General features: G+C 48.2%; 14 protein-coding genes and 1 CRISPR repeat array. Of the genes, 2 read left to right on the top strand and 12 right to left on the bottom strand.

Going from position 1 to position 23,371, the window contains the following annotated elements:
• Positions 1-516 precede the first annotated feature (516 nt).
• Positions 517-5,850: a CRISPR direct-repeat array (repeat unit 28 nt; unit sequence GGTTCATCCCCACGCTTGTGGGGAACTC).
• A gap of 84 nt (positions 5,851-5,934) precedes the next feature.
• From cas2e to L0665_RS03800, 11 genes are all read right to left on the bottom strand, one after another.
• Positions 5,935-6,309, bottom strand: a complete 375-nt coding sequence (gene cas2e, locus L0665_RS03850; RefSeq protein ID WP_274924389.1) for a type I-E CRISPR-associated endoribonuclease Cas2e — start codon at positions 6,307-6,309, stop codon at positions 5,935-5,937.
• On the bottom strand, positions 6,290-7,207 hold the full coding sequence (gene cas1e / locus L0665_RS03845) for a type I-E CRISPR-associated endonuclease Cas1e (protein ID WP_274924388.1): 918 nt from the start codon (positions 7,205-7,207) through the stop codon (positions 6,290-6,292). The genes cas2e and cas1e overlap by 20 nt, the downstream gene beginning before the upstream one ends.
• A 7-nt stretch (positions 7,208-7,214) precedes the next feature.
• Entirely contained in the window at positions 7,215-7,907 is a 693-nt protein-coding gene (cas6e, locus tag L0665_RS03840; protein ID WP_274924387.1) for a type I-E CRISPR-associated protein Cas6/Cse3/CasE, read from the bottom strand.
• Entirely contained in the window at positions 7,897-8,646 is a 750-nt protein-coding gene (cas5e, locus tag L0665_RS03835; RefSeq protein ID WP_274924386.1) for a type I-E CRISPR-associated protein Cas5/CasD, read from the bottom strand. Before cas5e ends, cas6e begins: the two co-directional genes overlap by 11 nt.
• A complete protein-coding gene (gene cas7e, locus L0665_RS03830) occupies positions 8,639-9,739 on the bottom strand; it encodes a type I-E CRISPR-associated protein Cas7/Cse4/CasC (RefSeq protein ID WP_274924385.1) in 1,101 nt (366 codons plus the stop codon). The genes cas5e and cas7e overlap by 8 nt, the downstream gene beginning before the upstream one ends.
• A 19-nt stretch (positions 9,740-9,758) precedes the next feature.
• The gene (gene casB, locus L0665_RS03825) at positions 9,759-10,271 is read right to left on the bottom strand and encodes a type I-E CRISPR-associated protein Cse2/CasB (protein ID WP_274924384.1); all 513 of its coding nucleotides are present in this window, start codon (positions 10,269-10,271) and stop codon (positions 9,759-9,761) included.
• Between the two features lie 14 nt (positions 10,272-10,285).
• Positions 10,286-11,875, bottom strand: a complete 1,590-nt coding sequence (gene casA / locus L0665_RS03820) for a type I-E CRISPR-associated protein Cse1/CasA (RefSeq protein WP_274924383.1) — start codon at positions 11,873-11,875, stop codon at positions 10,286-10,288.
• Positions 11,876-11,991: 116 nt separating this feature from the next.
• A complete protein-coding gene (cas3, locus tag L0665_RS03815; protein ID WP_274924382.1) occupies positions 11,992-14,706 on the bottom strand; it encodes a CRISPR-associated helicase Cas3' in 2,715 nt (904 codons plus the stop codon).
• 67 nt (positions 14,707-14,773) lie between these two features.
• Positions 14,774-15,376, bottom strand: a complete 603-nt coding sequence (locus tag L0665_RS03810) for a 3'-5' exonuclease (protein WP_274924381.1) — start codon at positions 15,374-15,376, stop codon at positions 14,774-14,776.
• A 472-nt stretch (positions 15,377-15,848) separates the two neighbouring features.
• A complete protein-coding gene (locus L0665_RS03805; protein WP_274924380.1) occupies positions 15,849-17,015 on the bottom strand; it encodes a PDDEXK nuclease domain-containing protein in 1,167 nt (388 codons plus the stop codon).
• Positions 17,016-17,358: 343 nt separating this feature from the next.
• Positions 17,359-18,510, bottom strand: a complete 1,152-nt coding sequence (locus L0665_RS03800; protein ID WP_274924379.1) for a Fic family protein — start codon at positions 18,508-18,510, stop codon at positions 17,359-17,361.
• Between the two features lie 533 nt (positions 18,511-19,043).
• On the opposite strand from L0665_RS03800, the gene L0665_RS03795 reads away from it, so the two are divergent.
• On the top strand, positions 19,044-19,751 hold the full coding sequence (locus tag L0665_RS03795; RefSeq protein ID WP_274924378.1) for an HAD family hydrolase: 708 nt from the start codon (positions 19,044-19,046) through the stop codon (positions 19,749-19,751).
• A 568-nt stretch (positions 19,752-20,319) separates the two neighbouring features.
• Here L0665_RS03795 and L0665_RS03790 read toward each other — a convergent pair.
• Complete coding sequence (locus tag L0665_RS03790; RefSeq protein WP_274924377.1) at positions 20,320-22,002, bottom strand: cache domain-containing protein; 1,683 nt, start codon at positions 22,000-22,002, stop codon at positions 20,320-20,322.
• A gap of 462 nt (positions 22,003-22,464) precedes the next feature.
• On the opposite strand from L0665_RS03790, the gene L0665_RS03785 reads away from it, so the two are divergent.
• Positions 22,465-23,172 carry an HAD family acid phosphatase gene (locus tag L0665_RS03785; RefSeq protein ID WP_274924376.1) on the top strand — a complete coding sequence of 236 codons (708 nt, stop codon included), beginning with the start codon at positions 22,465-22,467 and terminating at the stop codon, positions 23,170-23,172.
• The last annotated feature ends 199 nt before the right edge of the window (positions 23,173-23,371 follow it).

Here is a 23,371-nt window from a genome sequence, read left to right as displayed (position 1 = left end):
GATTTGATGGTTTGATAGATAAAGAAAAGGTGTGCGTGTTGGAAGTATTCAAGGAATATATAAAGTGAATGGTCTCGCGTAACTATTTTCAGATTATTGAACTGTGTTCATGTTTCTGAGTTGCAGAAGAGTGGTTACCTCCCACATGGAACCGCGATGAACCGCGATGAACCTGATTTTGTTTCACGGAACATTTACCTGGATATTGTACACTCTTTCAATACAACTCGGATGATACCCAGGATATTTTGAGCAAATTTTCGCTTCGATACAGAAGACGATTTTGAGAATTTGAGAATTTGAGAATTTGAGGATTTGAGGATTTGAGGATTTGAGGATTTGAGATTTTAAGGATAATCTGGCGTGAGATTTATTTGCACGTTATGTGTTTTCCGGAATGCTGTGTCTAAAAGAAGTCCAGATCATTCGGGAATTTGGGGTATACCGTATGTGGGTTTATCGTCGCGTGTGCGTGGGGAACTCACTGGTATACACTTTGCAGTGTTCTTGTATCCAGGTTCATCCCCACGCTTGTGGGGAACTCTGTCCCGGATAATGAGACACTGCAGAGGACTGAGGTTCATCCCCACGCTTGTGGGGAACTCGAGTATATGACAGCAAAAACAGACATGAAGGGAGGTTCATCCCCACGCTTGTGGGGAACTCTAAGAGAGCCTGATTGGGATAAATATAGGAGTAGGTTCATCCCCACGCTTGTGGGGAACTCATTCTTTACCACAATATTCGCAGATTCTTTTTAGGTTCATCCCCACGCTTGTGGGGAACTCCTCTTTACATAACATCGCTGTTTTATGCTCATAGGTTCATCCCCACGCTTGTGGGGAACTCCATCTCCGGTCTCGTTTCCGGCGGGATCATCTAGGTTCATCCCCACGCTTGTGGGGAACTCAGAGATCCGGAGACCAAAAAAAGAACATGATGAGGTTCATCCCCACGCTTGTGGGGAACTCCGTCATACACAGGAGAGGTTGAACATCTGACCAGGTTCATCCCCACGCTTGTGGGGAACTCTCTTCCTGTGTTCATAGGCATCAGCCGCCGCGAGGTTCATCCCCACGCTTGTGGGGAACTCCATTTCGCTCCATCATCACAATCAACATATACAGGTTCATCCCCACGCTTGTGGGGAACTCTTAATTTTATTTTTTCATTACATTTTTATTGTAGGTTCATCCCCACGCTTGTGGGGAACTCTTTGCTGAGCACGGCACCGTCGTATGCTTCCGCGGTTCATCCCCACGCTTGTGGGGAACTCCGGCTAATTTCTCTTGAGGTAAAAGTGGACGGAGGTTCATCCCCACGCTTGTGGGGAACTCTACAACAAAACATGATGCATATCCAGTTTTCAAGGTTCATCCCCACGCTTGTGGGGAACTCTCTATGCGCCTCTGTGGTGTGGCTGTGTTGTCAGGTTCATCCCCACGCTTGTGGGGAACTCTGAGTCGCAAGAACCGAAACTTCACCGGATGTAGGTTCATCCCCACGCTTGTGGGGAACTCGGAGATGTAGTCCACCGGATACCGCCATCAGCAGGTTCATCCCCACGCTTGTGGGGAACTCTAAACTAGCAGGGACAACTCAGGCAAGTATATAGGTTCATCCCCACGCTTGTGGGGAACTCCACTTCCAGTGGATGATCCTAAGTCTGCCTACAGGTTCATCCCCACGCTTGTGGGGAACTCCTCAGCACGATCAAAAACGATTTGTCAGATTTAGGTTCATCCCCACGCTTGTGGGGAACTCAGCGCGTGCGCGTCATCCTGCTTGACAACTAAAGGTTCATCCCCACGCTTGTGGGGAACTCGCACAGTCTACCGCAGACGGTAAGATTGTTACCGGTTCATCCCCACGCTTGTGGGGAACTCCCTGCCGTTGTCGTTCCACCAAACCCTCTTTCGGGTTCATCCCCACGCTTGTGGGGAACTCCCCCCGCCCATGTGACTGCCTGCCGTGTATAACGGTTCATCCCCACGCTTGTGGGGAACTCTTCAGATGTAGATTGTCTGTTTATTGCGTCTGAGGTTCATCCCCACGCTTGTGGGGAACTCATGGTGCAACTGCTCCCGCCATACTGGATATGAGGTTCATCCCCACGCTTGTGGGGAACTCAGGTTGAGATTCATGCCGCCAAATTTGAATCCAGGTTCATCCCCACGCTTGTGGGGAACTCATATAATTCAGATGTAGATTGTCTTTTTATTGCGGTTCATCCCCACGCTTGTGGGGAACTCCACTTCCAGTGGATGATCCTAAGTCTGCCTACAGGTTCATCCCCACGCTTGTGGGGAACTCTAACGTCTTCGAATCGTCAGCCGCCTTTAGAATGGTTCATCCCCACGCTTGTGGGGAACTCCTGATAGATTGCGTCTGTGATCTGTGACTTAAAGGTTCATCCCCACGCTTGTGGGGAACTCAGTTTGACCACCAGCCGGTTTTACGTTGTGCCAGGTTCATCCCCACGCTTGTGGGGAACTCAATGCAGTTCACCTCTGGATCATATGGCCTGCAGGTTCATCCCCACGCTTGTGGGGAACTCTAACAAAAATGGAACTAAAACAATTTAACTTGAGGTTCATCCCCACGCTTGTGGGGAACTCGAGTCATCAAAATATACTCTGTTAGTAGTCAAAGGTTCATCCCCACGCTTGTGGGGAACTCACAACGTATACAACAGCAGAACGGTTGAAACCAGGTTCATCCCCACGCTTGTGGGGAACTCATCAAAAACATCTTCAGTTGTTAGCCGTCACTAGGTTCATCCCCACGCTTGTGGGGAACTCCCTGCAGTTCTTTGATATTATTCTCCATATCAAGGTTCATCCCCACGCTTGTGGGGAACTCCTGTTGTATACGTTGTTGTATGCATCCTGTGCCGGTTCATCCCCACGCTTGTGGGGAACTCTATACCCGAGTATCGCAACAACGATTGTAATAAGGTTCATCCCCACGCTTGTGGGGAACTCGAGAATCCGGGCGAGCACTTGCACGCGATACCGGTTCATCCCCACGCTTGTGGGGAACTCTTTAAAGCACCTCATGCCGGGTATACTTCCCACGGTTCATCCCCACGCTTGTGGGGAACTCAGGGGTGAGGGGGGCAAAATTCATTATAATCGCGGTTCATCCCCACGCTTGTGGGGAACTCCAGGTTGCCCACCGCTCTGCAGATGCCCGATAAGGTTCATCCCCACGCTTGTGGGGAACTCTATCGGCTGGCCGTGTGAACGTGCTATATGGTAGGTTCATCCCCACGCTTGTGGGGAACTCGAAGAGTATCCAGACGAAAGTATGCTTGGTGTGGGTTCATCCCCACGCTTGTGGGGAACTCTCATAACAGATCATATCAGGATCACCCAAGTCAGGTTCATCCCCACGCTTGTGGGGAACTCGACAACGGTATGCTCTACGAAGGGGATAAACGGGGTTCATCCCCACGCTTGTGGGGAACTCCGGCAAACTGCAGAGGGGTGAACTATGAAACTAGGTTCATCCCCACGCTTGTGGGGAACTCGCACCTTCTACAAAATGCCATTATTTATACTCCGGTTCATCCCCACGCTTGTGGGGAACTCAGAATTAGAGAGACGAAAAACGAAAGAGTCGAAGGTTCATCCCCACGCTTGTGGGGAACTCCACCTTAAAAACGTCCTTCTCCACGATCCAAACGGTTCATCCCCACGCTTGTGGGGAACTCGATGCATGGCACATAACAAAAAGGAATCTTGTAGGTTCATCCCCACGCTTGTGGGGAACTCGGAGGGTGCGGGCATGCAGGCGGTGTGGGAAGAGGTTCATCCCCACGCTTGTGGGGAACTCGCGTGCAGGGGTGATTAGTGTAATCTGTGATGAGGTTCATCCCCACGCTTGTGGGGAACTCGACCATCAAAACCAAAAGTATCCGCCCATATAAGGTTCATCCCCACGCTTGTGGGGAACTCTCCAGCACGGTATTATAGTCCACTACAAGTCCAGGTTCATCCCCACGCTTGTGGGGAACTCGATCAAGTCATCTTTATCGTGCTGAAATGTAAAGGTTCATCCCCACGCTTGTGGGGAACTCTTATCTTTATTTTTGCATTGTAATTAACAGCGAGGTTCATCCCCACGCTTGTGGGGAACTCGCCTATGAACACAGGAAGAGGTGTGAAGATGATGGTTCATCCCCACGCTTGTGGGGAACTCGTGCGGGAAGAAGTAACCAGTGAGCCAATCTCAGGTTCATCCCCACGCTTGTGGGGAACTCAGCGTCGAACGATGGCAGGATCGGATCTTTGACGGTTCATCCCCACGCTTGTGGGGAACTCATCCGCGCCAATCTTGCGCGGGTTTGTTCTGTAGGTTCATCCCCACGCTTGTGGGGAACTCTGCGGGGTGCTTTCCGGGTTGCTTTCTTGAGCAGGTTCATCCCCACGCTTGTGGGGAACTCTCTCATAGGCGACGGGGGCTTTGGCGGCGCGGCGGTTCATCCCCACGCTTGTGGGGAACTCAATAACACCTCCCTGTCTTTATCATCCCAGTTAGGTTCATCCCCACGCTTGTGGGGAACTCCTCTCTTGAGTTGGTTTACTCAATACGGTTTAAGGTTCATCCCCACGCTTGTGGGGAACTCAGACATAAGGCACGGGTGAGTATCAATAGATCAGGTTCATCCCCACGCTTGTGGGGAACTCCACATTTAATGTCATTTCTTTTCACCTCCTTTAGGTTCATCCCCACGCTTGTGGGGAACTCGTCACGTTCTTGATGTTCGTCCCGACATCGGTAGGTTCATCCCCACGCTTGTGGGGAACTCTCAATAATATTAATATCTGCGGCGATGTCAGTGGGTTCATCCCCACGCTTGTGGGGAACTCCCAGACCATGCACGGGTTAAGCTACTAATAGTAGGTTCATCCCCACGCTTGTGGGGAACTCTGCCTTTTGTCGTAACTGTAGGCGTGTAATACAGGTTCATCCCCACGCTTGTGGGGAACTCGTGACATTCGGAATCTGTAATCTTTACCGTTAAGGTTCATCCCCACGCTTGTGGGGAACTCAATATAGTGATCTCCGCAATGAACGAAGTACCAGGTTCATCCCCACGCTTGTGGGGAACTCAAGCATTAGAGGGAACCACCCAAGAAACAACCAGGTTCATCCCCACGCTTGTGGGGAACTCTCAATTAATCCGTTCAACATATCCACCGCGGAAGGTTCATCCCCACGCTTGTGGGGAACTCTAAAAAGACGTATAGTATCCAGTGTGTGGATTAGGTTCATCCCCACGCTTGTGGGGAACTCATTTAGCGGATATTGCTGGGTTTGTTTGGTATAGGTTCATCCCCACGCTTGTGGGGAACTCGTTGTCCTCGTCGTTCATCAGGTATACTGTTTCGGTTCATCCCCACGCTTGTGGGGAACTCCTTCTTCCACGTGATACTCTTTCGGCTGTTCGTGGTTCATCCCCACGCTTGTGGGGAACTCCGTGCCCTGAAAAGTAATCACATGCAAACTGGCGGTTCATCCCCACGCTTGTGGGGAACTCATCTTATATACGCGGTTAGGTGATGCGCCGTTAGGTTCATCCCCACGCTTGTGGGGAACTCAAATAATTTTGTTTTTCCTTCAACATTCATCCAGGTTCATCCCCACGCTTGTGGGGAACTCCACCAGGTACACGGTTTGAGACACAGAACACCAGGTTCATCCCCACGCTTGTGGGGAACTCTCCGCTGTTGCAGGTCTGAGTGAATGGAAGAATGGTTCATCCCCACGCTTGTGGGGAACTCGCTCGGGGTTAAAGGATATGATGAGGATAAAGAGGTTCATCCCCACGCTTGTGGGGAACTCTCTCTAACTTATATAGTATGAACTTACTTCAGATTTTCTGTCTGGAAAAACAATCCGAAGTAATACATATTGTCATATATGTACCTATTTTTCATACAAAAATTCTCCACCGTACTTACGACTAAACAGATCAATCTTCGTACCGGGATGTATCTCTCCTACAGGTTCACCTGATTCTTCCATGGGGAGAAATGAGATAAACTTCACCCCGTCACCCCTGTCCCAGGGAATCCTTCGGTCTTTCCCTATTGTTTCAAAATCATACCCTGAATCCGTATTGGTGGACCATGCAAGAACTGCATTCCCGTCCCCGATGCCATCAGTCACCTGTTTCCAGATCATCTCACGGATACGGGCTGAATATCTGCCGACATACACACCGGCTTTCACCTCAAGAAGCCAGACCGCAAGCCTCCCCCTGAGACGGTGGGGAGCATTTTCAGTTACGATAACCAACATCGCCAATCCCTTTCCGGTCCTTCAATGCAGCGGGCTGGGCATCAGCAGGAATTCCCGGAGGGGTAAGCCCACCTGCCGCAAGCACATCATCAATCGTGGGAATAATGCGTTTTAACAGTCGTGTCTCCCGAAACATATCCCGGCACCGGTGGCGTACTGCCATCTCGATATTATCCGGATTTTCTGCAGCAACGGCAAATGCTGCAGGAACAACGGTTTCAAACTTAAAAAGATCGGCAACATCATAGACAAAAGAGCGGGCATTCCCGGAATGCAGGAACCCAATTGCCGGTGCATACCCTGCTGCAAGTATTGCAGCCTCACTAATTCCATACAGGCAGGCATTCGCCGCACTCAGACAGCGATTGGAGTGATCTCCCTCTTCCCAGTCGTCCGGGTTATACCTCCGCCCTTTCCACACCACCCCATGGGACTGTGCAAGTCGCTTATAAATTTCTTTTACGCGTACACCCTCCATCCCCCGCAACTGATCAATGGACAGATACGAAGGATATGAACCCTCAAACCGCATTGCAAACATCTTATGGACAACTTTTCTTCTCGCATCTTCATCCAGAGCGAGCTGTGCCTGATACAAAAGTCTCTCTGCACGTGCTCCGCCCGGCTGTCCCGCAGAATACAGACGTACACCAGCTTCACCCACCCAGACCAACAGACACCCGACACGGGCCGAAAGCACAACGGCGGCATGGGAAACCCGTGATCCCGGTTCAAGCATCAGGCAGGCGATGCCACCCACAGGGATCTGTGTCCGCACACCGTTCTTATCCACAAGGACAAATGCCCCGTCAATAACATCAAGCAGGCCCTTTTCAAGAAAAGCAAGAGATGTACGGTCTTTTATCGGAATGGGGCGGAGGGGAGGAAGATCCATCATGATCTCCTCACACCGGCTTCACGAGAAGCAGACCACATCCAAACCCTTTCGATGGACCGATTCCTTCCATAAGTGTCTGATGCATCCTTTCCGGATCTGTCACCTCTAAAATTCCATCAAAATCCATTGTTGAGATGCTAATCAGGTGTTTCCCCTTCTTTTTCATAAATTTCTGTTGCAGATACCCTCCCGCAATAAATTCCTCGGGAAAAAGCACAAATCCATGATCTTCAGACCGGGATGCCAGCCATTCATAACCTTCATTCTGCACAATATGCTGTGAATCAGGCCACTCATTTCCGGGGATACCTTCCTCACGCAACTGTATTTTCCTGTCCATCACCACATCATGGCGTTTGTGAACCTGTTTCCCATCCTTCCCCTCAATCCAGCGTGTTCGTATCGGGTTTGCCCGAAGACTGAACCTCAGGTGCTGTCCTTCAGAGAGAACAGGTGAATATTCCTTTGTTAAAACATCCCACATGCCGAGTCTGTCATTTGGTTCTCTGGATGAAACAGAGATAAAAGACGGAAGTCCGGTTCCATACTCCTGACGATATAGAAAATCACGTTTTCTGTCAGGACCATCAGAAAAGAGATCCCAGACCCTGTGGTGCGACTGATACGCACTCCCCAGTCCCGACCAGAAAATCGGATCTTCACTTGCACGCGGAAGAAGTGATATTTTACTAAAGTACATCTCCATCCTCCGTTTTCAGATACCCCATCTCTTCTATTCGTTCCATAAACTGCCACGGCTTGTGAGAATACGGTTCATCACGACGATGAACAGATTGTTTTGCTTCGATTCCGGTTACATCTCCGCTGCTCCAGAATACCCGGATTTTCCGGTTCTCTTTCAGCCCCGGCAGATTATCTGCAGAACCGGAAAATTCGTTCCTCAGTGCTTCACCGGCATCGGTGGCATCCACGAGAACCGGCCGCATCGGAAGAGACAGAACGCAGGATTTTCTTCCCAGATATGGCACAAAACGGGGTGACGCAAGTGCAGACTGAATCTCAGAAAGAGTATATGGGCATTCTTCTGTACGTCTCCACATACAAACGAGATATTTGGCATCACACCGGTAATCTCTGGATGAAAGAATCGTTGAAAGCCCATCTCGCGGGCCTGACAATTCATCCTTACGGGTTGCATAAAGGCGCCTGTGTTTTCCTTTCCCTGACGGAGGGACTGCTGTTGTATGGTAATCACGGAGCAGAGTTCCTGAAGATTCTACCGCAATTGCTAATGCATACGATGCAGCAATACGCTTCAGTGTTTCTGCATCCTCTCTTCTCACCCCCAGCGACGCAGCGATTAGCCCCAGAATTGCTGAACGGGAGGGATGATCTGATGACGGACGAAATTCTCCCACAGCAGTCTCACCCCATGAGGCCATCGGGCCATACAGGTGAAATACCAGATAATCAGTCATTGTGATCAGCTACGAATGAAAGTACTCCATCCAGCGATCCCTCTCCCGTGAAGGCGTTCATTTCAACGAACCCGTCACAGCAGGCACCATATACGGCATCCATATTATTCCGGGTATCTTTTAACCCCTGAATGGAATGTGCCAGGAAATCTCCCTTGTTCACCGGATTCAGGAACGCTGCGGAGAGGGAGCGTGGCTGCTGGTCACCGGTCTCTGCAAGGATGTAGGACGCATATGCCCGTGATGCATAACTGTTCTGTTTTCCTGATGGTGGAACTTTTGCGGCTGCTTCAACAAGCGCTTTAATTGCACGGGAAGTAAGTTCAGCATCACCTCCCAGATTTTCCTTCAGGAGTTCATTGTTGATACAGATATACTGATAAAATACCCCTGCGCCAAACTCTGCCTGGCCGACGTGCCCTGCACCGGAAGACTCGTCGCCCCGGTTCAGATCATCAACCGCCGTGAAGTAGTCATCTTCCACTACACAGTCATGAACCGTAATCGCATGAGCCACCTGCACGGCAGCCTCACAGTTGAATTTCGGCTTTGAGGCAAGCATCCGCCCAAACATTGCGATATCAACTGCTGAATTTTCAGACCGCAGAAGTTCCAGATCGGCGTCTGTCGGCCCGGTGCCGTTTGCCGCACATGACTGTATGAGTTCATCAATGGCCCGAATTTCTTCGGGACTGATATGGGCGAGCTGTTCAATCTTCAGGGATTTATCTCCGGACTGAGGTTTCCCAAAGACTTTTGCAATATTTTCACTCCATTCCTGTGCTTTTTTCTCACCAACAGGAGTGAATTTAGGTGCTGTTTCTTTTTCGTCTATCAGGGCAGAGAAGGGGATGCCGGTTGTAAATGACTTCATTGCAAACTCGCCCATCTCCTTTGTCCGGATACCAATATTCCCTGCGAGGGATTCATAAAAGATATCAGACGTTCTCCACGCCCGTTTCAGACTCTGCGATGAGATGCGCAGCCGTTCTTTTCCTCCCATACGGGCGGTCTTTGGTCTCCCCAGGTCGTCACGGTTCAGATTGGAAGGCGGATACGATACTAACATATGGATTTGTGTAAATCTCTTCATTTTTTTCACCTCATTTATATTATGCTTCAGTGGCCGGAGCTTTCTCATAGTATGAAAGTGCCCAGTTTTTCTTCGTATATTCATTCCAGTGATAGGCGCTGTCTGCAAGATCACTCAGATTTGCCGTCCTTCCCATAAGATGGACGGTTCGCATCAGTGCCATATACTCCTCATCCGGGGTGTTGACTTTTAACAGACGGCGGAACCGGAGTCCACTCACTTTTGAGGGGCCTCCCTTGTCTTTTGATCTTGCCATCTGTTCCGCACATGTACCCGATTTTTCATCGGAATCCAGATGGGAAACAACACCGGCAACCACTGCCAGTTGTTGGTTATTGACATACCATTTGTCCAGAAGAGGCAGACGAAGGCGATGATATGCAGGGACCATAATTACTTCTGCCGGACTCCTGCATCGCCTGAGCATTGCACGATCTCCCCTCGAACGGTCCAGATCAGACCACCATTTTCGGAGAATCTGCTCTTCCTCTGAACCTTTGGTAAATTTCAGATAATTCTTTTTTTCACTCATGGATAATTCCTCATCTACGCCTCGATTAATTGCAATGATGCACGAATGCCCTTTTTACTGTAGAACTTTCTGGCCAGACCCCTCCGGGCACGGGCAATCCGTCCTGGATTTGCTTCACCAATCCGGAGAGCGAGGGAATACTCGTCAAAAAGGGCGAATACTTCATCACGCAGTGCATTAAACCACGCCTGATTCGGGCCCCCTTCTTCAGATAATCCGTCATATCCTTTTTCGGGGAGAATCTGCTCCGCTGACATAAGAGCATCGTAGAAGTCAGATTCTGTGTCCTGCCAGAACCGTGATGAGATGACCGAGAAATTACCCTTTGCATCACCTGGATTGGAAAAGAGAGCCGCTTTTATTTGACCAATGGTGATGCCTGAAGCATAGGACGCACTGTCGACAAATGCCGCTGCCGCCTGTTCAAATTCCGGACGAATATTATCTTCAATGTCAAAAATCGGCATCGTGCCTTCATAGTAGCATCTGGCTTTCGCCTTATCCATATCATACCCGGATGACCAGACACGGTAGGATTTGCTGCCATTCATCTTTGACACAAATTTATGTTTTTTGGTAAGGAAATGTGTCACAGCAGGCGCCGGTTCTTTCTGAAAATCTTTTCCGGCAGATGGCTGCATAATAGTCGTCCAGTAGCGGTATGGAATGCCGCCCGGCTGGACATGCTGGCATGAACTTTCCTGCTTTTTTGTGTCTGTGTTTATGGGGGTCAGGGTGTGGTGCCAGAACCCGTAGTTCATCCCTTTGGCTTTTGTCACAAAACCGGTCACAGACTGGTCTGACTCCGAGCCGCAGAGATCACAAGTTCCTCCTTTACCAAATTCCAGCCGGATTCTCCGGGGCATGCCCCAGAACATATGGCAGGGATGCATCATGGATGGGCTCACAACAAGCTTTGCCCGGCTCTCATCCCACGGCTCCAGCCACGGGAAGATTGCCTCCGGCTCGGTTTTTGAGATGTCTCCGTAACTGCCCATCTCAGATGGAGGAAGGACATTCAGCCAGATGGTCTGCCAGAGGGTATCTCCCCGGACGACAGTTGAGAGAGGTCCTCCTCCCCTGAGTCCGACACGGTGGCCCGCCCCGCCAAACGAGGCATGTGTCTGATAGGTATACAGAGCCGCTGCTGCGCATGCCGGGCAGAGATTTGTTATTCCACCTCTCTTCAAAAAGTGATCCGTATTGTTTTTCTCCGCATTTTGACCTGGCATTTCCAGGAACAGGCGGGATATCGGAAGAACGGCCCCTTCAAGGCTCTGTTCCTGTAGGAAGAGGGGTTCGCTGGTATCAGGGCCAAGAGCAAATGCCGGTTCATATTGCCGGAAAGCATCTTTGAGGTCTTCTGGAGTGGGAGGATTCTGATACAGACGTCTCCATTCTTTTTCATTATCGGTAGCAATCGTAGCCTGTGCTAATCCGATAAGAAACTGTACAAGTGACCCCGTGAAATCAGGACGCACTGCCTGAACGGATATAACAGGGTTGTCTTCATAGCTCCCGGTTATGGCATACGGAGGAATTGATTCAACCGTTCCATCCGCACGCATCACCGGAATCCATGGACTATCCAGTAATTGATACATTTATTCACCTTTCTATAGTGAAAACTCCTGTTTTATCAACTATATACCTTTTCTTTAGTTAAAAATTTAAAAATATATGATTTATTTTGTAATCTCACTGTGATGGGGAAAAATCATTATTTACAGAATACAATGCCAGTTTCATGTGAGTAGCGGACCTCGATGCATCTTTGGCTTTGATTATAAATTTTGGCTTTAAATGTTCCTTCATCTTCAATAAATGGAAGTATTTCATACCATTTTGCCTGATGGGGGAGTGATGTGCGGAAATGTTCAATGGAAGATGCCAGTTCTCCTTCACATTCAGGAATTTTTGCTATGGTTCTGACTGATACGGAGATTGTACTTTTTTCCCAGTCATCAGGATAACTTCCTGCAAGTGGAGTAATTGATGAACCATCCCAAAGAACAAGGATATACGAACGCACCGGTTCTCCGAGTCGGGTTGGAGTTACTGTCTCATCCATCCAGTTCATCTTCCATGAGTAGCCGGAAAATACCGGCAGGGTGTTATTCAGTGCGATGGAAATGTCACCAAAATCCTTTCCCAGTGCTTCAATTTCTTTGTTTTGGAGACTTTCAGGGACTGATTCCTGGACTTCGGGGCTATAGACAGATTCTATGAGCATACGTGCATCTGCAGGGAGGGAAATATCGGTATTTTCACAGAGTGTCTTTGCCGTCAGCCATAACTGGCCATGGTGGGGATAGACATATGCTCCGATGGGGAACAGTTTTGTGTACCAGTCCTTTGTCATCTGTTTTGGGTCCGGCATAAGCACAAATAGTTCGGGGATTTTGTCATTCTGATGAAATTCAGCGTGTCTGTGCATGCGTCCGGCTCTCTGTATTACTGAGTCAATCGGAGCCAGATCGCTGATGAGGCAGTCAAAATCGAGATCAAGGGATTGTTCTATGACCTGTGTGGCTATAACAACCATGCCCTTTCTTCTCTTTTCGTTGAATGGTTTCCCAAAGCGGGAAAGAATCTCAGTTTCGATTCGTTCCCGGTCAGCGGCAATAAAGCGTGCATGGAAGAGGAGCACATGGTCACTATCAACAGATTTCCGGATGTGCTGATAGGATTCAACAGCGTCAGATACCGTGTTGCGGACCCAGCATACACATTTTCCGGAACGTGCTTTTTCGAGAATGACGGCATGTACATCCTGAATTTCTGAGAGGGGTGTTATCCGGTAATGAAGGTGTCTTTCTGTATCCTGAACGGGAACTATTTCATGATTACCATCCCCTGCACAGAGGGTAATGAGTGGGTATTCCGCTGATTGCAGAGGGGTGAATGTCTGGTGTCCAAGCCCTTCACAAAATGCTTTAGCAAGATCATTTCGTATCTGTATGGGAAGTGTTGCTGAGAGAAGAATGACACTCCCGCCAAGTGCAGCCTGAAACCGCAGCAGACCCATCAGAATGGTATGCATATAGGTGTCATACGAATGGACTTCGTCGACGATGAGTACGTGCGTTGCAAGACCCAAAAGACGAAGAGACTGATGCCGGGACGGGAGGGCTGCCATGAGTGCCTGATCCACTGTTCCCACCCCGACGGTTGCAAGGAGCGATTTTTTCCGGTTGTCTGCAATCCAGGCTGAACATTCAGCGGGTGGATAATCATTATTGGTGATTTCTTTAGGTGTTCCTGTATCTTTTCCTTCCGGCCCGATATGGACCATTCGTCTGAATCCCGGAGACAGTTTTCTGCTACCGTGGGAAAGGACAAGCCATGGGTGTGCATCATCTGTATACAATTTTCGATATGCAGACTCCATCCGCTCATACATGCTGTTAGCCGTTGCCGTCGTGGGGAGGGCAAAGAAGAATCCGTCAGCGTCACCACGGGCAAGGAGACGGTGTGTTGCTGTGATTGCCGCTTCCGTTTTGCCGCTGCCAGTCTGGTCTTCAATGATCATGAGCAGGGGGCCTTTGGGGAGAGCCATGGTTTCGGTCAGGTGCTGAATCGGGCGGGGGGTGCCATATGAAAATAGTTTTTTTACCCCTAAGGGTGCTGATGGTGTCTGTGGAAGAATCCCGGCGGCCCGCACTGCATCTTCTGCCTGTGGGAGTGCATATGTTTTCCAGTATTCTTCCAGTGGCATTTCGGTGGCATTGTGGGCGAACATATCCCCTGACGCAATCCAGTCGCAGAGGATTGTCAGGCCAGCGAGAAGCCAGGAACCCCTTTTGGTAGCGGAAAGCAACTCTTCTGAATATGGAACTTTCTGAAGAGGATCTTTAAAAAAGAGTTGAAAACAGTCATATGAGAAATCGAGTGCTGCTTCTGTTTCTTCTTGTGAGAAGAGTGAGGATATGGCAATCCTTTGTCCGGCGAGGGGTTGGGTTGGTGATCCATGGTGGCCGGAAATGGGTTGGAACCATGCCTCCCAGATGTCCTGCCAGTCAAATTCGTCTGCATCATCGGTATCAAACGGGAACCATTCTTCCTCTAGTACAGTCTCCCAAAGTGATTCGGTGATAAAGGCCGTTCCCATTGCATCGTGACGGATGCCGGGAAGATATGGTTTGCCGGTTTTACCGGGATTCAGGATAGTAAAGGTTTCCCGTGATAGGGACTGGAATCTGCCGGAGAATTTACCCAGGTCGTGGAGGGCGACACTGAATTGTATGAGGTTTGAGATCTGTTCGGTTCCTGATGGAAACAGGGACGCAAATCTTTCTCTTAGATACTGATTATTTTCAAGAATTACATTGGCAACCGCCGCTGCATCCAGACAATGATACACCAGCAGATGATAGGGGTCAGCAGATTGTTCGTCTCGGGATGTTTTTCCCCAAAATGGATAATATGGTTTCATGGGGGGTGAGGGGGGATTCATAAATGTTTGTTAGGGAGACAGTGTATAAATTTTGGGAATTGCGTGTTCATCTGCCAAAGGCACCATTTTCCGGAAAGGTATCTGATTTTGCAAGTATCCAGGCACACCGGGCGCAGGATATGGCATCCGGCAATGCACGGTGCGATGTCGGGGGAACGGTACCAAAGATTGCTTTATGGAGATTTATCAGGGAGATGGTTTTTTTCTGTGGGCGGTTTGTGTTTCTTTTTCTATACCTAACACCGGCCTTCATGGTGCAGAAGAGGTATGCCTTGCTGAGCGGGTCAGGAATTCCAAGACGGCTGCATTCGTCAGCGATGATGGTTTTATCAAAGGACATATTGTGCGCAATGACACAGTCTGAGGTTTTGACAGCGTCAGAAAATGCTGATATTGCGTCCCGTGCCGGTATTCCGGATGTGCAGAGCATTTCATCAGTTATTCCGGTTAATTCTGTGATTTTGTCGGGAACAAGCATTCTTACCGGTTTTATGAGATATTGCCATGTTTCAGCATCATGGGAAGAGAAGGTGCCCTTTACCCATGCAATCTCAATGAGCCGTGTATTTTCATTTCCGGCAAGCCCTGTGGTCTCTGTGTCAAATGCAAGAAATGTACAGAGATGTGCCTGTGATTCATCTTCCTGCATAGGTATGCCTTGGTATATGTGACCAAAAACATTGTCCACTATTTATCAGGCGGAATATCGTTTATTCCCGGACTTTGTTCCCACATCCGGGAGAATGTTCATCCCCACATGTGTGGGGAACTTGCCTCCAGGAACGTGTTTCCTGTGTCATTGTTAGGTTCATCCCCACGCCTGTGGGGAACTCTCATATGCTATCTCAAAGGATGGTTTAGAATCAGGTTCATCCCCACGCCTGTGGGGAACTCTTGTCGGTGAGCGGTTTGGCTGCGGTTGAAACCGGTTCATCCCCACAGCCTGTGGGGAACTTGTATACATTACGCAGCAGTGGGTTAAGAGATACGGTTCATCCCCACGCCTGTGGGGAACTCGAAATATATGTCCATAAAAATGGGTATGAAGCAGGTTCATCCCCAAGCCTGTGGGGAATTCTGAAACAGTGGAGACCCACATTTCTTCTCTTCCCACCCTTCTTTCATTCCTCAAGCCTCCTCAGCTCTTCTTCAATCTGTTCGACCGTCGGGAAACTGTCCTTCAGGTCGTCGGGGAGGGAGTGGACCAGCTCATACTCTGATACCCCGATGGGCTTTCGGATATCGCTTAAGGCGTACTCGACCACGAGAGCGTCATGGTTCTTGCAGAGAAGGATGCCGACTGTCGGGTCGTCTTGTTCCGTCTTCAGCTGCATATCCACCGCTTTCAGATAGAAGTTGAGCTTTCCCGCGTACTCAGGCTCAAAATCTCCGGTCTTCAGCTCGATGACCACATAGCAGTGCAGCCGGGTATGGTAAAAGAGCAGGTCGAGGAAAAAGTCCCGCTCTCCAACGGTGAGCACCCGCTGCTTCCCGACGTAGGCAAAGCCTGACCCCAGCTCCAGCAGGAACTGCGTAATATGCTTGATTAATCCTTTTTCCAGTTCTCTCTCGGTATATTCCGGGGAGAGGGACAGGAAATCAAACGTGTAGGGGTCTTTGATTATTTGCTGTGCCAGGTCAGACTGCGGTGCGGGAAGGGTTAGAGAGAAGTTGGAAATTGCCTTCCCGTCGCGTCCGTAGAGACCGCTTTCAATCTGGTGCGTTAAAATATTCCTGCTCCAGTTGTTCTCTATCGTTTTTCTGACATAGAAGAGGGCTTCGTCTACTGAGCTGCACTTTGAAATGATCACCCGGTTGTGCCCCCACGGGATCTGTGTCAAAAGTGGCACAGCCTGTGCCACTTTTTGGTCTCCGGCAGCGGCAGATAGAACACCTGGCTCAATTCGGTCACAGGCTGTGACTGAATTTGATACGTCGTCACCGTAAAACTGGTACCACCGGCGGATAAACCGAAGGTTCGTCTCGGAAAATCCCTTCATCTCCGGAAATTCCTTCATTAAATCACGGCTCAGCCGGGCCAGAAAACTGCTTCCCCATTTGGCGGACTGCTGTTTTTCAACAATCTCTGAACCCAGCTGCCAGTAGAACTCCAAAAGTGCCGTGTTCACCGAGACGGCCGCTTTCAGCTGTGCCTGACGCAGTCTCGCCTTGATATCAGCAAGCCATACGGCATACTCTTTGCCCGACAGAACAGACGGGGACGACCTCTCATCCCCTGTCATAACAAACCCTTCATCGACTTCAAAACGGCATCTCCGAATCTGCATTCTTTTTCATATAATGGAGTTATCTTTTGCGAAAACAGGTTTCTTCCAGTCAGCATATGATATATACTGAGAATCTTCCTGCATGTCCCATCCATATCAACCCTCTCAATCTGATAGTCAGGTTTTATGAAATTCACCGACTGTTTTCTTCCCGGTCCGTTAGTGCCTCAATTCCTGTGCTGTAAGAAGGATGACATAACTCAGCAAACATTTCTTCCCCTGATATCCCTGATCAGTTGAAACTGGCATTTCCCTCGCCATAAGTCTTGCGTGTTCACCATAGGCCGGAGCCGGGGGAATATCCATTTTGGGTTATACGCATTCTCTCAGACTCCCCTCCCCTTCACATCTCCTCATTCTCGTGCAACGCAAAATATCTCTCAAGTGCCCGCCGGGAGGTGTGCCACGTATATTCAATCTTAACCGCGTCAAGCACCCCCAGTTCTGCCCGGTGATTCAGATATTCCGGTGAAACCGATGAACACAGTGAATAGAGTGATTCCAATGATTCCAATGATTCTGATGATGCCGATGATGCCGATGATGCCGGTGAACACAATGAATCTGTGGAATCCTCTGAACCTTTAGAATCTTCTCCAATCCCCTTTCCAACCCTCTCCACAATATCTTCCCCAATCTCCTTTCCAATCCTCTTTCCAACACTCTCATCAATCTCTTCTCCAATCCTCTCCGCAATATCCTCCATCGGCATCAGCTCATCCTCCCCGCCATATGCCGCAAGAGAGAGAGTCAGGCTTTCGTCCACTGCTTTTGCAATGTAATCGGATAACGGGCCAATTTCACCGGCATTCGCTGGTTTTATGAGCTGTGTGTATCGTTTCCGGCTTTCTCTCTTTATCAAAACCGGGGGATAGGAATGTTCTATTAAATACAGACAGGTAAGGAGGCGCCCAACTCTCCCATTCCCTTCCGTGAACGGATGAATGTCACAAAACTGGTGATAAAAATAGGCCGCTGTCTCTATGGGGGACAGTTTACTGTTCTGCACCGTTGTTAACAGCCTGTTCATCAGCTTCATTACCTCCGTCCAGGCAGGGTGGGCCTTTGCAGCACTGGCACCTTTGGCCCCGGTGATTTTGATATTTGTCCTCCGGTATTTGCTGGAACTATCAGGATCTGCGTTCGTAACAACCTCATGAATCCCCTGAATCATGGCATGGCTCATCGGAGTCCCCTCTCCTGCCAGTCTCTCCATCTGTTCAAAAGCCGTTGCTGTATTCATCGCTTCACAATGCTCCTGAGGGGATTTTTCTTTGATTGTTTCTCCTTCGGTTACGATTGATTGTGTCTCGGAGAGCGTGAGGGAACTACCTGCAATCGCATTGGAATAATACGTATGCAGCAGCTTCAGCTCTTCATGCAGTTTTTGGGTGTCATCCTCGGAAAGAGGAGGCATAGAAGAAGAGAGCTCCCTTTTTTCTTCGATGCGAAGCAGAATCTCTGCCGGTATTGTATTGGTATCGGTATGGGCCATGTGGTAAATTATCTGATACCACGAAATAAAGTCTGTTGCAATTGGGAAGAGAGTGTACCTTTTTATTCAGACACGGATTCTGTTCAGAGATGGATTTTATTCGGACACGGATTATGTTCAGACACGGATTTAATTCAGACATGGATACTGTTCAGAGATGGATTTTATCCAGACACGAATTTTATCCAGACATGGATTTTATTCAGACACGGATTTTATTCAGACACGGATACCTGTGGGAAACAATTCATTTTCGTCCTGTCAGGATAGTACCGGCCGGTTGCGTCCTTTAGAACAAAATAAACCGGTACCAGAGGTCAGAAAGAGGCATGGAAAAATGGGTAAAGGGCACTGTTCCTGTCATTTCGTTTCATTTTCTGATTGAACGAATTCAAAGAAAAGACCCGTTTTTGTCATTGCAGCTCCTGGGGAGACGAAATAGTATTCAATGCCTGTAGAGGTGTGAGGCATTCCGGTTTCTGAAAATCGAATGATATCAAAAATATAATACCTCTCCCATCGAATGTATAATAATGTCTAAAAAGTATGTCAGAATGGCAGCTATCCTCCTGGGAGCGGCCTTTCTGTTGATTTTCAGTGCCGGGTGCACTACCACCGGTGATGATGTGATAGTGGATACATCACCAGCTGAGCCCTATACGACTATCAGTGTGAGTGAGATTGCAGAGAGCCTAAAGGATAAAGGCCCCATCACCGCCGGGTTAGATCTGGACGGTACGGCTTTCTTCACAGAATCACTCTACTATTACGCACTGAGTAATATCGATGGCCCGAATGGCACGAACATGTATGGTGACGATCCGTTGCATAACTCTGAATTTATATCCTCGGTCAATAATGAGTTTGTAGGGCAGTATATCCCAAAAAATGCCGCAATAGATGTCATTGAAATGCACGTGGAACGTGGTGACAATGTGATATTCATTACCAAGAAAACCAGTTCTCCTGAGGAGAGAATATCTGAATATATCGGCGTATTATTCGACATCGAGAATCCGTATGTGATCTTCACCAACGAATCCTCAAAGACACCATACATAAATGAGGAGAATGTCTCTGTCTACTACGGAGACTCAGATGGTGACATAACAGACTCCATGTCAGCAGATGCCTGCACACCATACCGGTTTTTGCGAAACGATATCACTCTGGACTGCTATAATTCAAGCTATAATCCGGGACAGTATGGCGAGAGTGTGATAGAGAATTCAGATTACTGATACTCTCCCGTTCTTTTTTTTCCATCCGGGTTTTTGTGTATTCGTGGTGAAAAATACGAATTACCCGTCACTGCAGCCAATCGTTTCACTTGTCAAGGAGAAACTGATGGGAAGGTATCAGATAGATTTTTTGTCAAAATTCCGGTATGAATAGACATTCAGACTCATTTCAGAAAATATCTGCACAACACCAAAAATGGGAGTTCACTCTATTCGGATGCCAAAGAAAGAGAGTAAGGAATTATCACATGTGGCCGTATCCTCCGGAATCCCTGACGCCATGAACATACGAAAAAAGGGAATCAATAATTTCGCATAATGCCGGGGAAAATACTTTTCTCTCCTTATTTTTGGCTCGTATGCCCGTGGAGAGGAAAATACCGTATTCTGAAATTGATGCACGTATTGTGCGAAAAAAGAGTTTCGGGATTTCGGGACGCTCCTCTATAACAAAATCAATCCTCATGTCAGAATGGATGAGGAAAGGTCGTCATTTTTGAAGGGTGCTCTATGAAAACCGAAATCAGCGTTTTAGAAAAAAGAAATAAAAAGAGTGCGTATCCGCACCTCACAGATTTTGGGTATACATTCCTGAGCCGACAAACCATTCGTCACTGACAGGTTCAACGTAGCAGAGCTTGAGCCCGGTATCGCCGGTATCAGGATTTAAGTATTCAACATAGACAAATCCACCACCGTTCTTTGCAGCGGATATTTCCAGTGGGATTATTTTTACCCCGTATGTGTCAGCATAATCAAACCTGTTTATGCCGATGAATTCCGGCTGGAAGGGAAGGGCAAGGGTGTTCCCTTCGTAGTCGTATGCAAAAATATAGCTGCCTCCGTCTGCAAAGGTCTGGTTCAGATCGTTGAAGTCAGAAACTGCTTTTTTGCGGCCAGTTTCCTGTGCATAATCACGGGCAGCCTTCACACGCTGTACCAGTTCGTCCTTTTCGGTAACACTAAATTCTGCAGGAAGTTCCGGAAGATAAATACCTGAACCGACAAACCATTCGTCATCAACCGGCACTACATACGAGAGTTTGAACTCCTCTTTGTAGTCGTCTTTGGGATTCGGGTAGATATAATACAGTGAACCGCCGCCATTCTTTGCAACAACGGTTGCGGCATCAATAAACAAAACGCCGTTTGAATCCGGAACTCCAAGACGGCTCGTTCCCAAAAGCTCCTTTTGGTAGGGAAGAGAGATTACTGTCTCATCATTTTCATACGCGAAAATGTAGAGTTCTCCGTCGATGAATTCCCCGTTTACGTCATTGAACTCTTTTAATGCAGCTTCTTTTCCGTTTTCCTGTGCATATTCTGCGGCACTTTCAACAAAGGCCGTGAGTATTTCATAACGGGAGTCAGTCGCGTCCATACCTTCTGTAGGAACAACTGTCGTTTCACCTTCGCTTGCATCATCGGAGTAGGTTACAACAACTCTCCACTCCGCACCGTCAATTCCGGCGGTCTCCCAGACTGCTTTTTTTGTGACATTCTGGTTCCAGTTTTTGTCTGAGAATAGGTATTCATCTGAACCGGACGGCTCTGTTACAATGCGGGTTAACACCGCCTGAAGAACGGGGTCGCTGTACATCGGGTTAGATAAGAGATTGTTGCCGATTTCTTCCTTTTTGGTGTCGTATATTAATGTACCGTCTGTCTGCGAAACCCAGACATCATATGGTGTACCTTCCTGTATCGGCAGAATCTGCCTTCCCAGGAATGTTTCCGGAGAGTATGTGATATCAGTATACCCAAGATACTCATCTGATTCTGAAAATACCGGATAGCTCTGTGATATTCCGATGAATCCTTCAGCCATTGTGAAGACATCGCTGACTATCGGTGTCTGCTCTGTGTTTGCAGTCTGCACCTGCGACTGCCAGCTCAAATCATCGCCTATTATGTCTGCATAATTTTGAGGAACCGCTGTTACAACAACACCTTCCTTTGAGATGACAAGGGAGGATTGTGCCCACGGATAGTTCAGCAGGTTTTCGGAGAGGGTTTTTTCAGCCGCATCTCCGCTCAGTCCATTTTCTGAGAGGGCAAGGGAATTGTTATAAATTCCTGATTTGACATCGTTCAGACCGCTGTCAATGGATGTTGTCAAATCATCTGCGACAGCTTCCATCTGAACCTGTGTGTCGTCTGTCTGTGTTGTGCTCTCCTGGGTGGTGCATCCCGAAAATACGACGAATGCGGCCAGAAAGAGAACTACCATACCAATAAGAATTTTTTTCATAAGACTGTTTTCACCTGTACATTATTTTTGCCGAATATTTTGAGAGAAAGAATAAATCCTGTCTGATTCAGGTATATAAATTTGACAGATATAAGATTAGCTAAACGTGAGCGGCAAAAAAGGAGGGGAAAAATAAAAGGGGGTGTTTATACAGAATATCCCGCGTATTTCGTTCGAAGAAGTGGCCGGCACATGCCTTTGCATTATTGGTTTTATAATCCGGTTCTGCAGAGAAAGCAGCCGGATAAATCCTAAATATGTTCCACCACCCGGCCGGTAACGGTGCCGGATGCCAAAGCTGCGATATCGAAATGAATGAAGGCGAATATGGGACCTGTTTTTGCACAGGGATTTTGAAATTATATCCCCCACCTTTGCCGGTATGGATAGGTGAAATTCAGTTGTCTATTAAAAAAAAGAAGAGAATCAAAAATATAATATTAATGCCATCTAATTAACACTATGAATAAAATGAGTGTTCGGACGATAGCCATTCTCCTGGGAGTAGCAGTTCTGTTTATGTTTAGTGCCGGGTGCACCACTACTCCTGATGATACCAGCGTGGATACGAAACAGGACCAGTCATATACCACTATCAGTGTGAGTGAGATTGCAGAGAGTCTGGCAGACAAGGGCCCCATTACTGCAGGACTGGACCTGGATAGTACAACCTTCTACACCGATTCGGCCTATTACTACGGAATGACGAATATTGACGGCCCGAATGGCACCAACATCTTCGGCGATGACCCGGAAAATAACTCTGCGTACACCCACGCAATCAACAATGAGTTTGTGGGCTACTATATGCCTAAATTTGCTGCAGTAGATATCGTCAATATGCACCAGGAACGGGGCGACACCGTGATATTCATCACCAAAAAGCACAGCTCTCCGGATGAAAGAATATCAGATTATATTAGTGTATTATTCGGCATCGATGATCCGACGGTCATCTTTACCAACGGAACGACAAAGACGCCTGCCATCAATGCAGAGAATGTCTCTGTCTACTACGGAGACTCGGATGGTGACATCACCGACTCCAACGCAGCAAATAACTGCACACCATACCGGTTCCTGCGAAATAAGATGACCCTGCAATACAATGATCTGAATTACAGCCTGGGAGAGTTTGGCGAGAGTGTGGTAGAGAATTCAGATATCTGATATTCTCCCGTTCTTTTTTTTTCCATCCGGGTTTTTGTGTATTCGTGGTGAGAAATATGAATTAGCCGTCACTGCATCCGATTGTTTCACTTGTCAAAGGAGAAACTGATGGGATGGTAGATAGACTCTCTGTCAAAATATCGGTAAAATAAATGTTTCTGCCTTTTCTGAAAGTATCCACACAATACAAAAAAAGAGC

The organism is Methanogenium marinum (assembly GCF_028912405.1).
Lineage (GTDB): Archaea > Halobacteriota > Methanomicrobia > Methanomicrobiales > Methanomicrobiaceae > Methanogenium > Methanogenium marinum.
The sequence above is the reverse complement of the archived record's forward strand: the minus strand, read 5'-3'. Positions and strand labels throughout refer to the sequence as shown.

Bases quoted from the DNA above. Each gene is read 5' to 3' on its own strand.
- cas2e (WP_274924389.1), bottom strand. From the start codon at position 6,309: ATGTTGGTTATCGTAACTGAAAATGCTCCCCACCGTCTCAGGGGGAGG.
- cas1e (WP_274924388.1), bottom strand. From the start codon at position 7,207: ATGATGGATCTTCCTCCCCTCCGCCCCATTCCGATAAAAGACCGTACA.
- cas6e (WP_274924387.1), bottom strand. From the start codon at position 7,907: ATGTACTTTAGTAAAATATCACTTCTTCCGCGTGCAAGTGAAGATCCG.
- cas5e (WP_274924386.1), bottom strand. From the start codon at position 8,646: ATGACTGATTATCTGGTATTTCACCTGTATGGCCCGATGGCCTCATGG.
- cas7e (WP_274924385.1), bottom strand. From the start codon at position 9,739: ATGAAGAGATTTACACAAATCCATATGTTAGTATCGTATCCGCCTTCC.
- casB (WP_274924384.1), bottom strand. From the start codon at position 10,271: ATGAGTGAAAAAAAGAATTATCTGAAATTTACCAAAGGTTCAGAGGAA.
- casA (WP_274924383.1), bottom strand. From the start codon at position 11,875: ATGTATCAATTACTGGATAGTCCATGGATTCCGGTGATGCGTGCGGAT.
- cas3 (WP_274924382.1), bottom strand. From the start codon at position 14,706: ATGAAACCATATTATCCATTTTGGGGAAAAACATCCCGAGACGAACAA.
- L0665_RS03810 (WP_274924381.1), bottom strand. From the start codon at position 15,376: ATGCAGGAAGATGAATCACAGGCACATCTCTGTACATTTCTTGCATTT.
- L0665_RS03805 (WP_274924380.1), bottom strand. From the start codon at position 17,015: ATGCAGATTCGGAGATGCCGTTTTGAAGTCGATGAAGGGTTTGTTATG.
- L0665_RS03800 (WP_274924379.1), bottom strand. From the start codon at position 18,510: ATGGCCCATACCGATACCAATACAATACCGGCAGAGATTCTGCTTCGC.
- L0665_RS03795 (WP_274924378.1), top strand. From the start codon at position 19,044: ATGTCTAAAAAGTATGTCAGAATGGCAGCTATCCTCCTGGGAGCGGCC.
- L0665_RS03790 (WP_274924377.1), bottom strand. From the start codon at position 22,002: ATGAAAAAAATTCTTATTGGTATGGTAGTTCTCTTTCTGGCCGCATTC.
- L0665_RS03785 (WP_274924376.1), top strand. From the start codon at position 22,465: ATGAATAAAATGAGTGTTCGGACGATAGCCATTCTCCTGGGAGTAGCA.